At 67.5% G+C, this 12829-nt stretch carries 10 protein-coding genes; 9 read left to right on the top strand and 1 reads right to left on the bottom strand.

Translation table 11 applies throughout. From position 1 onward, the window contains the following. Nucleotides 1–24: 24 nt before the first annotated feature. Complete coding sequence (locus CPH93_RS00455; RefSeq protein ID WP_096211563.1) at nt 25–1059, bottom strand: hypothetical protein; 1035 nt, start codon at nt 1057–1059, stop codon at nt 25–27. A 659-nt stretch (nt 1060–1718) separates the two neighbouring features. Between CPH93_RS00455 and CPH93_RS00450 the strand changes: the two genes are divergently transcribed. The 9 genes from CPH93_RS00450 to CPH93_RS00410 all read left to right on the top strand — a co-directional run bounded on the left by CPH93_RS00450 (nt 1719) and on the right by CPH93_RS00410 (nt 12312). Next, nucleotides 1719–2231: a transcriptional regulator gene (locus CPH93_RS00450; protein ID WP_159394932.1), complete on the top strand. Its 513-nt coding sequence runs from the start codon at nt 1719–1721 to the stop codon at nt 2229–2231. A 55-nt stretch (nt 2232–2286) separates the two neighbouring features. Further along, complete coding sequence (locus CPH93_RS00445; RefSeq protein ID WP_107470855.1) at nt 2287–3876, top strand: Mu transposase C-terminal domain-containing protein; 1590 nt, start codon at nt 2287–2289, stop codon at nt 3874–3876. 101 nt (nt 3877–3977) lie between these two features. Further along, nucleotides 3978–5000 carry an ATP-binding protein gene (locus CPH93_RS00440; RefSeq protein WP_231977113.1) on the top strand — a complete coding sequence of 341 codons (1023 nt, stop codon included), beginning with the start codon at nt 3978–3980 and terminating at the stop codon, nt 4998–5000. After that, the gene (locus CPH93_RS00435; protein WP_096211560.1) at nt 4997–5764 is read left to right on the top strand and encodes an ATP-binding protein; all 768 of its coding nucleotides are present in this window, start codon (nt 4997–4999) and stop codon (nt 5762–5764) included. The genes CPH93_RS00440 and CPH93_RS00435 overlap by 4 nt, the downstream gene beginning before the upstream one ends. Next, nucleotides 5761–6888, top strand: a complete 1128-nt coding sequence (locus tag CPH93_RS00430; protein ID WP_096211559.1) for a hypothetical protein — start codon at nt 5761–5763, stop codon at nt 6886–6888. Before CPH93_RS00435 ends, CPH93_RS00430 begins: the two co-directional genes overlap by 4 nt. Next, nucleotides 6885–8489 carry a helix-turn-helix domain-containing protein gene (locus CPH93_RS00425; protein WP_231977112.1) on the top strand — a complete coding sequence of 535 codons (1605 nt, stop codon included), beginning with the start codon at nt 6885–6887 and terminating at the stop codon, nt 8487–8489. The genes CPH93_RS00430 and CPH93_RS00425 overlap by 4 nt, the downstream gene beginning before the upstream one ends. A 280-nt stretch (nt 8490–8769) precedes the next feature. Beyond that, on the top strand, nt 8770–9369 hold the full coding sequence (locus CPH93_RS00420; protein WP_096211558.1) for a helix-turn-helix domain-containing protein: 600 nt from the start codon (nt 8770–8772) through the stop codon (nt 9367–9369). 22 nt (nt 9370–9391) lie between these two features. Beyond that, nucleotides 9392–11605 (top strand): hypothetical protein, encoded by a 2214-nt coding sequence (locus CPH93_RS00415; RefSeq protein WP_096211557.1) that lies wholly within the window; start codon nt 9392–9394, stop codon nt 11603–11605. After that, on the top strand, nt 11605–12312 hold the full coding sequence (locus CPH93_RS00410) for a helix-turn-helix domain containing protein (protein ID WP_096211556.1): 708 nt from the start codon (nt 11605–11607) through the stop codon (nt 12310–12312). The genes CPH93_RS00415 and CPH93_RS00410 overlap by 1 nt, the downstream gene beginning before the upstream one ends. Nucleotides 12313–12829 lie beyond the last annotated feature (517 nt).

Here is a 12829-nt window from a genome sequence, read left to right as displayed (position 1 = left end):
CTGGGTGGTACGGCACCCTCGGATTCAACCCAGGTCGTCGAAGAGCGACTGCTGACCCGCGGGTGCATCACGGGGCTGGGGAAAGCGACGACGGCGGTCCACAGGCGGCAGCGGTGTCCCTTCGGCGCCATCGGTGAGTGCGTACTGGCATCCGGCACGCAAGTCCGGCAGGGGGAGTTGGGCTCCGCACAGGCCTAGGAAGTCCTCGGTACTCCAGTCGATGAGGGCACCCTGGCGCGAGAGGTAGAGCCCCACCTCCTTGATGTCGTAGGTATCGCTGTAGTCGAGCAAGAGGTAGCCGGCCAACTGGTAAATCGCGGGGCGCCCGACACTACGCTCGGGCCGCTTGGTGGCCTTGCAGTCGATCAGCATTCCGTTAAGCACGAAGTCAGCGTCTGCGCCGCCCACATGCAAACTCCCGTCAAAGACAGGGCCGCAGATCCGCTGGGGCGCCGGAAGATCCCGAAGACTGCTGAACGGGCCGGGACTTGCCGCGAGTGCCAGCTGCTGTCGGATGTCGTCCACCACGTAGCCAGGCACGGCATCGACGAGATCGTCGAGAGTGGCGCCGGGCTTGCAAAAACCGAGACTGTTGCCTCGTACCCAACCCCCGAAACGGTAGATCGCCTCAAAGCTGGATGCGACGTGGCACAGCCGAATCAGCCGGTCGCCGGCTTCGGGAGCGAGGACCAGCGGCTGACCGTCGGGGCTTTCATACTGGCGCAGTTCCTCCAGCATGACCGCCCCTGCCGCCTGAACTGTGCGGATGATCTCGGTGCTGGGCCATCCATTGTCGTGGACGAAGGCCCGCAGCAGACCGTCCTTGATTGGCTGGCCTGTGGGCGCTCCCAGACTGATGCGAAGCCGATGGTCGATGGTCCGGCCCAGCGTCCGCCAATCCGGGGACACGCCTGCACTGGTGCGTGGCTCAATCGGCGCAGGGAAACGAGCCAACCGCTTTCGGAAGTCGTCCAACACGTCATCAGCAAAGGGGAGTTGCTCCGTGAGAAAGCAGGAGATCGCAGAGGTGGACTTCTGGAGTAACGAGGTGAGACTCATACGTGCATCGTTACGCACGGGTCTGGCAGAAAGCGCATTCCGTGCTGCCCGTTGACCCTCGTACTGACTGGTAGCGGGAAAAACGCGCCATCGGCTCCTTCGCCACACAATCGCACTCAAGTGCTACAGCGGGCTCATTGTCAGACCCTGCAGCTACAGTGCCTCGCCGCACCTGCCGCGAGGCGTCGTCGTGCACGCGCTACGCGGTGGCCCAAACTGCCCTGACCTGTGGGAAGGCAGGTCAGTAGCCGGCTCGGGCAGCCCAGCGCCCACAAGAGCAGCAACTAAAACTCACAAAACGGCGGCACCTGCTACGCGCGTCACCACGCGAGATGGCAGGGGAGCAGATATGACCGGAATGATCTTCCCGTTCTTCTGTGCGTCATAGGTTCGAGGTGTGTTCGACGCATACCCGCGTTCTGCACTTCTTTCACCTCGCACTCAAATGCTTTGCCCACCTGGGCGGTTGGGGCTAGGGCCAACGCGTGACCCGCGCTCAAAACGGCCTCTGCGCCGGGCGGCGGTCCTTCGCGGCTGGCTTCAGCACGCTGCAACGGTCCCGCCGGTCGTATCCGGCCCACCACACGACATCACGATCCTTCGGGAGAAGACCGCAAATGGGATTCGGACGGCTCGGAGCCCAGGGCGTCCCCGGAGCAGTGGCCCTCACCACCACGCTCGATGAAATCGCCCAGGTCACGGACCCTTACAAGACGCCGGAAGACTGCGTCAGGCGCAACCTGCTGTACCTGACACGATCCCGCGCCGGGTACGCCTACATGCAGGACTGCGGAATCCGCCTGGAACGACGCAAGATCACCGCTTGGCTCGTCGAGGACCGCACCCCAAGAGCTGAGCAACAGCTGCGCCTGGAAGCCGCCTTCCGGCTGCTGCGCCGCCGCAACATGGCGGCGAGCCTCACCCGCCGGCTCAACGCCGACGGCGGGACCCGCGTGGAGATTCATCCCGTCGACCAAAGCGGGGTGGATCCGAAACATCAACGCGTGGCCCGGTGGAGACGCAAGAACATCTACCGCTGGGACGGCATCGTCGACGCATGGTCCCGCAGTGACCTGCAAGACCTCACACACCGATGGCAGGACGTCATCAGTGACCTGGATTCCGACTGGCGCCACTACGAGTACGTCACCCACCTCGGTTTCTGGGCCTGATCCAGCACCTTCCCCTCAAGTGCCCACCTCTGCCTGCAGAAAGGAACAGTTCCCTGTGGCGCCCCCCAATCTCGATGAACCCTCTGACCCCGCATACACAGCCCGCGAACGGCGCGGACACGACGAGCTCCTGGCCCCCGCCGTCCGAGCCCTGCTACAGCTTGCCGAGCGGGGTGAGCTGACCACCGCCCACGTCCACCTATCTGCCCACACGCTCGGCGTCCATATCCGCACCGTGTGGCGCAACCTCGCCCGCGCCCGGCTCAATCAGCCCCTGCGCCGTACCCGGGACCGGTTCGAAGTCACCGACCACATTCGCGTCCTGCTGGCCTACTACCGCGGCAACATCAAACGCGTCCACGAAGAACTCGTGAAAGACGCCGAGAAGGCAGGCTGCGAGCCGGTGAGCCTGTCCACGCTGCACCGGGCCGTCAAGCGCGATCTGACGCCCGGGGACCTGGCCGGCCTGCGGGCCGGACTGCCGGCCTCCCGCGGCCACGACCCGCACCTGCGCCGCCCTCCCTCAAGCCGCAACGAGGAATGGGAGGGTGACCACAAGCAAGCACCCGTTTTGGTCTGGGCGGACGGGCGGCTGGTCAAGCCATGGGTGACCTGGTTCTGCGACTGCCACACCGGCATGATCATGGGCTGGGCCGTCACTGCGCATTACCCGCACCGCGGCTCCATCCTGGCCGCCCTGCGCTCCTGCATCCTGCACGAGGGCACCTGTGGTCCCGCTGGCGGTCTGCCGAACCTGGTCCGCATCGACCGCGGCAAGGACTTTCTCTCCCGTGCCGTCCAGGAAGCCCTTGGCGTTTTCGCCGTCCAGGTCGACGTCCTCCCGCCTTACACCCCGCACCTCAAAGGCAGCATCGAAAACCTCAACCGCGCCGCCACCAGCATGTTCTTCTCCACCCTTCCCCGCTACGTCCACGCCCAGAAACTCGACGCCCGCCGCCGAGTAGGGGAGAAGGACCCAGCGCTGACCTTCGAGGGCTTTGTCGAACAGTTCTCCCGCTGGGTCCAGGAACGCAACGCCCAGCACAAGGCGGCCGCCCACGATGATTCGACCGCTTTGGAACGCTGGAACAACGACCCCACCCCGATCCGCGATGTGCCTGCCAAAGATCTGCACGCCTTCCTGCTGGAAGGCGGCCGCTCCACCCGGATCATCCACGGCCACGGCATCCGATGGGAGGGACGCGACTACATGGCCGGCTGGATGACCGGCCGTTCCGGCACACGCGTCCACATCCGCTTCCAGCCCCACCACCCACAAGAGATCGAAATCTTCGACGCCGACAACATCCGACACCTGGGTACCGCCTACCTCGCCGACCAGGCCAGCCAGGAACAAGTCGAGGAGGTCTACCAGGCCCGGACCGAACGCGCCCGCCGCCTACGCCGAGACCTGCGCAAGGCCGAAGCCCTACGTCGACGCCGCTTCAAACCGGTGACAACCGCTGGCCCGGCCGTGCCCGAAGGCGCCATGACCCGCAAACAGGCCGCAAAGGAACTGCACAGCCTGCGCTCCCGCCGCCACGACGACGAGCTGCCCGCCAACTACATGCCCCGCCGGATCAACCCCTCCCGCAGCTGGGTCCTCCCCGACACCACCGCCCCCCTGCCCAAGGACACCATGTGACCACCGTGACCACAGCCTCCGCACCACCTCCACGCGGAACTACTTGGGTCATCCGAAGCCAGGCCATGTACTGGTGCGGCCGCCCCTACACCGCCACCTGGATGACTGCCCACGCCAACCGCACCGTCCGCATCGGCCCCTGCGGCCGGGACACCGTCGAGGTGTGCGACGCCTCAACCGGACAACTCCTGGGCACCGCGGATGCCCAGCAACCCCTTCACCCCAGCCCATCGGCACAACCGCAACCCCAAACCCCCGACCACGCACCCCAGCCCGAGAAGGACACCAACATGACCGACACCACCGCGGCATCGCCCAATCCGGAGGACGAGGAGACCGTCGGCGAGCCCGACTTCTACCTCAACCTCGCCGACGCCCGCATCGTCGCCACCGAAGCCCTCCTCGAAGCCAGCGAAAACATCGCCGACACCATCGAAGCCCGTGCGATGTCCTGCATCTACGGCGACGCCGGCCTCGGCAAAACCTTCTCCGTCCTGGCAGCCTTGAAGGAAGTAGCCGCCGACCGCGTCCTACTGCTGCAGTTCCGCTCCCGCCCCACCCCCCGAGACATCCGCCAAGAACTGTTCAACGAACTTCACCTCGAAGGCGAACCGCCTTCCCACCCCAGCGAGTTCGACCGCCTCCTCAAGCGGACCCTCACCCGCAAGTCCTACGTCTTGGTCTGCGACGAAGCCCAGCAATTCAGCCGCGAATGCTTTGAGTTCGTGCGCCACCTGTGGGACACCGGCAAGGGTAAGAACCGTCCCGCCGTCCTCTTCGTCGGAGGAGAGGAGGCCTACAAGACCCTCTTCAGCGAACCTGCCCTCGCCTCCCGGATCTACATCTGGCAGGAATTCGCTCCCATGGAGGCCGACGAGGTCCAGCGCACCATCCCCCACTTCCACCCCGTGTGGGCCAACGCCGACCCCGCACTTATCGACTACGTCTACGACGAAGGCGCCGGCGGCACCTTCCGCATGTGGTCCAAGCTCACCTACCACATCCTCGAAGGCATGAAGCGCCGCGGCCTGACCGAAGTCGACGAAACCGTCGCCCGCTGGGCCATCCGCCGCGCCCTGCCCCACCGCCGAAAGACCCGCCGCCCCGACCAGGACGCCGGATGACCCAGCCCCACGGCAGCGACTCCCTCGCAGGCCACTACCTCAACCTTCCCGGCGCCGGCACCGTGACCACCCTCGCGGTGCGGGCCGCCGCCCGCGCCCTCGACCAGACGCTAAGTATCCAGAGCATGATGTGCCTGACCGCCGACCCCGGCGTCGGCAAGACCTTCACCCTCCACACCCTGTGCGACCAGCGCCCCGCCCTGCCAGCGCTGAGGCTGCTGCCACGTCCCCAGGCTCGACCCGACGACCTACGCCACAGCCTCTACCGCGCCCTCAGCCTCCCCGACAACCCGCCCACCGACCCCGGCATCTGCGATGACTACCTCCGCCATGCCCTGGCGCAGCCCCACCTGCTCGCCATCGATGAAGCCCACCAGCTGTCGGCCTCCTGCATCGAATACCTGCGCTACCTCCACGACGACCCCATCCCGCAGGTCACCGTCGTACTCCTCGCCAGCCGACCCCGCCTCAAGGCCCTGCGCTCCCAGCCGGCACTGCTCAGCCGAATCACCACCTGGCACCACATGGAACCGCTCGATGCGGACGAAGTTCTCGACGTCCTGCCCGCCTTCCACTCGCTATGGCAAGACATCCCCCCTGCCACCCTCACCCACCTGGACAGCCTGTGGGCCCACGGCAACTTCCGCCGCTGGGCCGCCCTGACACACCAGCTCAACGCAACCCTGCGCCGACACCCCAACCGCCCGCCCGACCCAGCCACCCTCCTGAGCCGCCTCCAAACCAGACCGGTCCACAGCCCATGACCCCACACACCGAACCCGCGGACGCCATCCACAGGTGGACACCCCAGTGGTCACCCGACCACACCGACCCCCACCTGCCGCCGATCACCGTCATTACCGACCCACACGACCAACCCGTCTACACCACCAGAGCCCTTGCCGCCCACCAGCCCGCACAGGGCCGGATCGCCGTCCACCCCACCCCGCTGGGCACCACGCCCGCCTTCCTCGCCCACGACCTCATCCGTGCACTGGGCAAGCACCTGCCGCCGCCCAACACCGATCCACCATGGTGGATCGGAAACGCCGACGAATCCTGGCGGATAACAGCAGCCTGGACCCAGGCCCTCCACATCGACCACTACATCATCTGCCGCGCCCACCGCATCACCGGCCGCCACCTCGAGTACCTCATGGCCCTGCGCGAACACGCCCGCATCCACCTCACCCTCATCGTCAGCGGCCCACCACCCAAGGTCCTCAACCACGTCCTCAACGCAGTCGCCCACCACAGCCTTGACACCCCAGAAGCCGCCTACCAGCACCTCCACACCCCCCTCCCCGGTACGCCCTCAGCCCGCTACCCCTGGTGGCAGCCCGCCCTCTTCCCTGGTGCCGACGACGAGTCCTGGTATCAGCTGCCTCCACGCCCCCGGCACCCACGGGGGGAGCCAGAGGAGACCACGACCAGCTGCCGCGGTGTCCCCACCCGCCTCCCCTCGCACGACAACCCGCCCCCTGCCGTCACCCTCACCACTGCCCACCACGACGTCGTATCCCAGCGCATCCACGCCCGCATCGCCCACCCGCTCTACGCCGCAGCCGTCGCCGTCCGCGCGCTGACCGGCTACGGCACCGATCAACTGCCCCACCTGCTGCTTTCCACCCCTGCAGAGCCCTGCGCCGACCTGCCCGCCCAACTCCCTGCATGGGCAGCCCTCCTCCAGGAATCCGCCCGCATCTACGCCGACCTGCAGGGCTACATCCGCCCCGGTCTTCCCGCTCACCTATCCGGCGCCAACAGGCCCTTCCGGCTAACGAGCTGGGAACGCAACGACGTCGCCCACGCCACGGAAACCTGCCGCCTCATCGCGGCCCCCACCCCAGTAGCGCGCCCCAACTCGCCCAGAAAGTCCAAACGATGAACAGCTTCCTGGCCATCGACGCTCTCTTAGCCGCATACACCCCCCTACCACCACCCGCCGAACGCAGCCGGCTGCGGCGCCACCTCGGCCTGCCCGCCGACCGGGTCGCCCACGTGCTCGGCGTGGATACTGCCACTCTGCACACATGGGAGACTGGCCAGAGTGAGCCGGAAGGACAGTTCCACGCCGCTTACAGCTATTTCCTCACTAGTGTCCGCACTACGACCGAGGTCCACACCCAGCCCTCCGCGCAAGCCGCTTCCGACAGCGAGCCGCTCACCCAGCCCGCCCCCTGCTTCCTGTGCGGGAAGCCGGCCACCCATCAAGTCCTGGGATACGCACAGCACCTGAGCGCCTCCGACTGCGCGGCAGCAGCCCCCGCGCCGTCGCCCGAGCCGGTCTCACACCCCGTGAGTCGCGACGCGGCGACAGAGCGTCGCATCCCCACTCCCCGCTACGCCGCAGCGCGACACTCCGATTCCCTCCAGGACCCGATCCGCGACACCGTCGCCGCAGCGTTAGATGCTCATGACGGCGATCCCCACGCAGCCACGGCCGCGCTCACCGCCCGGGCGATCCCCGATGCCATGCGTCTGCTCAACGCAAGCCGAGTAGGCGGCCGGTACGACATCGTCTACTACCCTGCGCTTCCCGAGGCGCTCCGCAAGCCGTCCCCCCGAACGGCTGACCGCATTTGGGAAGCCCGCCTCAATTGGCAACGCCCACAAGCGCCAGGAGAGACCGATCCTGTGGCCGTACTCGACATCAACGGCGCATACTTGTCCGCCCTCAAGACCCACCTGCCCCTCGGTCACCTCCAACTCACCAATCCCCAACCTCACGACCGACGCCGCGCCGGCATTCACCTCGTCACACCCCCAGCCTGGGAACGCGACGCCTACCTGCCCAACCCCCTGGGTGCCCGAGACGAACCCGGCCCCGTATGGATCACCGAGGCCACCCTGCGGCTACTACTGCGCCTGTCAGGACGCAACTACGAACTGTGCGACCCGCCTCTCATCCACGAGTCCTACACGTCTGGATCCACCGAGAGCCTGCTTGAAAAGTTCCGGACCACGCTGCGGGACGCCAGGGCCCGTGCCATCGAGGAGGGCGACCCTGTAACTGTGGAGTACGTGAAAGCCCTGTACGCCAAGTTCATCTCGACTATGGGGGAATCGTCCTACAACAGGGAACTGCGCCGCCCCGACTGGATGCACATCATCCACTCACAGGCATTCGCCAACCTATGGTCCAAGGCATACCAGGCCCATACTAAGGGGCTCACCTTGGTGCGGGTGTGTGGCACCGATGAACTCCACGTGCGAGGAGACTGGCGGCGAGTGTTCCGGGAGGGCCGAGACCTTAGCCACGTGAAGCTGAAAAACATGTATGAAGCTGATGCGGTGAGCCGCGAGCCACACGTGGTGTGCAGCGATCCGAATATCGAAAAGCGGCGATATGAGTATGCGGGCGGGCGCTACGTAGGCTGCCGCACCTGTGGGGGAGATCTATGCACCAGGTGCTACACGGTCCACCTCACTCCGTCCGATCTTCTTCCCGAGCGCCACGACGACAATCTGTGCCCTGCATGCCAGTAGGCAGACGATCAGGATGACGACACTGGCCTCCAGAACGCGAAGCAAGAGGGCGGCCTCGACGTACAGGCCCGCCCTATCTCGGCTGGCGCGGCCGTGGCTCCCTGGCCATGGCTGCCTACAGCCGCCGAGACCTTGAGTGCGGGTGAATTGTGAGGGCTCAGGCGCAGCGCCGCGGCGCACTCGTCGCCAGCTGCCGGTTGCGTGCCCTTTGACCTGGACCGCTCACGCGACTAGTGTCATAGCCGAATCAGATATCTGAGTCTGCTTGTAGGGGTGCTGTGTGCTGCTGACAACAGGGCAGGCTGCGGAAGAACTCGGCTGCGCCGTCACCACGTTCCGTCGACTCGTGCGCGCCGGACTGCTTCCCGGCTTGTCGCACCGCGGTGTACGTGTCATGGCCCCCCTGGAGGTTGTTCAAGCCGTCGGTGCTCGGAACAGGGCTCCGCTGGAGCAGCTGGACGTCCGAGAGGTCGCTGTGCTGCGGGTGGATGCCGCTCAGCGAGTACAGGAGCCGGACCGTGACTGGATCGGATTCGCCGCCTCTCTCACCCCTGAAGAGCTTCTCAAGGCGCTGCGAGGCTGGTGGCGTTGCGACGCGGCGGGTGTCGCAGCTGGGGGAGTGCTGCCGGTGACCCTGGCCGGGTATGTTGTCGCGGTCCTAACAGGACTTTCCCGGTGGGAGAAGAACGAGTATGGCCGACATGCTTTTCCTGACGCTGTCCTGGCCGGCTACGTCACCGACCTCACCCGTCCCACGAAACACCTGACTGCTCCCGCAGCACGGGACCGCGCCGTCGCAGACTTGCTGCTGGGCACCCGCCTTGCCTCGCACTCTGGCGGGGCGATCGCCTACGTCCCCACAGGCAGCGCCGCCAACTAACCCACACCCAAGAGGGATTGCGATGGACAGCAAGGCCTACACCGCCGCTCTCGCCGAACTGCGCACCCTGCGTGACGAGATCAAGAAGAAGCAGGCTGAGGTGGCGAAGCTTGAGACGGAGCGGGCCCGCCGCGTCACCGCGCTGGCCGGGTATGAGAAAGCCAAGGCCGAGCGGATCGCGCCAGCGGCCGGCATGAGCCTCGCGGAAGTCGTCGCGATCGCCCCCATCCTGGCGCCGGACAGCCTCACCGCTCCCGAGCAGCCTGCGCCGGCTCCTCCCGCCCCTGACGTTCACGCGCAATCTGTTGAGGAGCCTCCCGCCGCGCAGACGCCTGAGCCGGCTCCGGGAGCAGCTGCTCCGTCCATGGCCCGCGGCCCCCGGACACCTGCGCCGGCCGACGCAGCACCATCCACGCCGGCCCGGGTCGAGGCCTCTCCTGCCACGGCCCACGCCGCCCCGGCCGCGAGTGCGCCCGCGGCCGCCCCACCGACACAAACTCCTCCGGCAAGCACGCCGTCCTCGCTGGCTGCTGCTGGCGTGCCGCGGTCCTTGCCGTCCTTGCCGGAGGGGCCTGAGGGTGACCGGTGGGTCGGCCACACCGCTAATCTGGCCTCCACCCGGCCGAACTTCACCCAGCAGGCTCGCTCCACCGCTTTCCTCGACACTGCTACCGGCATGCTGGTCTACCGAGACCAGACCGTCCGCCTCGATCTGGCCTCCGCTTCCGCTGGCGACATCCTGCAGGCCGTCTTCCACACAGTCCCCGAGGGCGTGGAGCGGATCTACATCACCGCTGGCGATCCCTGGCACCGTGAGGCCGGGCGTTACCCGTTCCTGCGTGATGCCGTCGCCGCCTGGCTCAATGCCCCGATCACGGACTGGCGCACCGACACCGGCCGCGGCAAGGACCGCATGGCCGGGCACTTCGTCCACGCCCGCCACCCCGTCGCCCGCTACCAGCGCGAAGGCGCAGACCAGCACGTCGAAATCCGGTCGGTGGGGGAGTGGTTCGACCCCGAAGGAGCCGACGCCACCACGATCCGCGACGCCTTCGTCCTGCTGTGGAAGGCCCTGCGCGCCCACTGGCCCGACGCCGTCATCATGGGCTCCCCCTCCCAGACCGGCCGCGACCTGTGGACCCGCACCATCCCCGCCCGAGGCCAGTTCTCCGAGGGCTACCCGGTCCTGTCCGAGGAACTGCGCGGCCTTCTGCACGCCACCGCGGGCCAGGGCCGCACCGAGCTCCTGACCCCACCCGCTGTCCCCGACCAGCTCCCAGCTCTCGTCGAGTACGACCGCACCTTCGCCTACGCCAAGCACACCTGGAAATCCCCCGTCGGCACCCCCCGCCGCATCACCGCCGCCACCTTCGCCTCCTGGAGCGAGAAAGAGCAGACCAAGGCCCTCTTCGGCTGCGGCCACTGGCAGGTGCGCGTGACTGTCCCCGACGGCTGGGACCACGTCGGCATCCTGCCCGCCCCCGCCCCCGGCGAACGCGCCTGGCACTACCCCCGAACCCCCGGCACCACCTTCACCACCTGGGCCGGCGGCCCCGAGGTCTACACCGCCCTGTCCAACCCCCTTGCGCCCTGGAAGGTCGAAATCCTCGACGGCCTGCTGTGGGAGGACGGCAAGCCCCTGGACGACTGGTCCAAGAAACTCAAGGAAGCCTGGGCCTCCCTCTCAGCCCAAGCCGACCTCCACGGCGACCCCACCCACCGCCAAGCCGCCCACCTCGCCTCCCGAGCCGTACGCTCCCTGCTCCTGTACGGCATCGGCTCTTTCGCCCAACGCCCCCGCACCGTCACCGGCACCACCCCCCGCACCGCCGAACGCGACATCCCCGCCGACGCCGAAATCATCGGCTTCGACGACGACCACGTCACCTGGCAACGCCCCACCGGCTTCTCCCGCGACCCCAACGCCCACCCCGAATGGGCCGCCACCATCTGGTCCGGCGCCCGCGCCGCCCTGCTGTCCATGCGCATGCGCGACGACAACACCCACGTCGGCGCCCTCCACGCACCCCCCGGCACCGTCGTCGCCTTCCGCACCGACGCCGTCTACCTCACCGCGCCCCAGAACTGGCCCTACCACGGCCAGCCCGGCGAATACCTCCACAAAGGCCACCTGACCGGACCCGTCCCCGCCCCCACCACCGAGGACGAACTGCTCGCCCTGCGCGATGCCGGACGCACCGCCCTCCACCGCACCCGCACCGGCGGTGACGCCTGATGCCACCCCAACACCGCAACACCGCAGCTGAGTTGAACGAAGCAGCCCAGCTCTCCGACCAACTCCGCGCCGCCGGCTACACCAAACGGGACATCGCCCACATCATCAACCGCGACGCCTCCCTCGTCTCCCAGTTCTACACACGCCACAAAGGCGCCGCCTTCGTCCCCGCACTCCGCCACGTCATCACCGCCGTCCACGCCGGCATCACCGACCCCACCGAACTCGCTTCTCTGGCAGCCCCCCACATCACCCGCCGCACCACCGCCGCCGGCACTCGCGCCCGTGTGCGCACCAAAGCCGTCCTCATCACCCCCACCGGCACTGGCACCGGCCGCGCCGGAGCCCAAGCCATCGCCTCCGGTGCTGCTCGCCTACGCCCCCTGATCGCCGAAGCAGCCCGCCAAAGGCTGCGCCTCGCGTTTACGGTGCGTATGCCGAAGAGCGGGTTCACCCTGGCCTCCGGCAGCCGCGCGGACTCACCCGGCATCCGCCGCGACGTCGTCCAACGTGCCGACCACACCGAAGAACGCTCCTACGGATCCGCCACCACCGGAGGCTTCGACGCCGCCGACTTCGCCCAGCGTGTAGATGCAGCAGGCGGAGATGTCACCGCTGCCGTCAGGCAATGGCTTGTGGAGACCGGCCGCATCCACCCTGAGGCTCACATCACCCACCTTGAGATCCGCACCTGGAGACCCCGCTAACACCCGCGCAAGCGCATGAGCACCTGGCGCCCGTACCGGTTGTCCGGTTCGGCCCTGCCAGCCGTGCGTTTTGGCTACGGTGCCAACCACGGCCTCGGAGAAGGCATCTGCGGCTGGAACAGGGGAGGCTCATGCTGAGTGAGACGGACATCCTGCAAGCGGTGCGACAGCACATCGTCGAGCGCGGGGAAGCACCCAAGATGGGCCTGCCGGTTTCAGGAGAGATCACCTGGCACTCGCTCCTCGAGGGAACGGTCGTGCGGTGTATTGAGGCCCGTACCGAGGACGAGCGGATTCACCGCGGCCGACTCGACCTCTCGGGCCGCCCGCAGTACGACAGGCTGGGGCGGCACCCCCTTGCCCCGCCGCAGGATCCCTCCGTCGCGACGACACTGAAGCTGGTGCAACGAGGATCGGTGAAAGAGGAGCCCTGCCCTTGCGGCAACGGGAGAGTAGCCTGCTCGCGCTGCCAGGGCCGAGGGGACCTGTCCTGTGCGGCGACCACTACCTGCAGCGT

Source organism: Streptomyces sp. 2323.1, assembly GCF_900221035.1.
GTDB classification, from domain to species: Bacteria; Actinomycetota; Actinomycetes; order Streptomycetales; family Streptomycetaceae; genus Streptomyces; species Streptomyces sioyaensis.
This window is presented reverse-complemented; position numbering and strand designations above follow the sequence as displayed.

Excerpts from the sequence above, each read along its gene's own strand:
- CPH93_RS00455 (WP_096211563.1), bottom strand. The coding sequence starts at position 1,059 with ATGAGTCTCACCTCGTTACTCCAGAAGTCCACCTCTGCGATCTCCTGC.
- CPH93_RS00440 (WP_231977113.1), top strand. The coding sequence starts at position 3,978 with ATGACTGCCCACGCCAACCGCACCGTCCGCATCGGCCCCTGCGGCCGG.
- CPH93_RS00435 (WP_096211560.1), top strand. The coding sequence starts at position 4,997 with ATGACCCAGCCCCACGGCAGCGACTCCCTCGCAGGCCACTACCTCAAC.
- CPH93_RS00430 (WP_096211559.1), top strand. The coding sequence starts at position 5,761 with ATGACCCCACACACCGAACCCGCGGACGCCATCCACAGGTGGACACCC.
- CPH93_RS00425 (WP_231977112.1), top strand. The coding sequence starts at position 6,885 with ATGAACAGCTTCCTGGCCATCGACGCTCTCTTAGCCGCATACACCCCC.
- CPH93_RS00415 (WP_096211557.1), top strand. The coding sequence starts at position 9,392 with ATGGACAGCAAGGCCTACACCGCCGCTCTCGCCGAACTGCGCACCCTG.
- CPH93_RS00410 (WP_096211556.1), top strand. The coding sequence starts at position 11,605 with ATGCCACCCCAACACCGCAACACCGCAGCTGAGTTGAACGAAGCAGCC.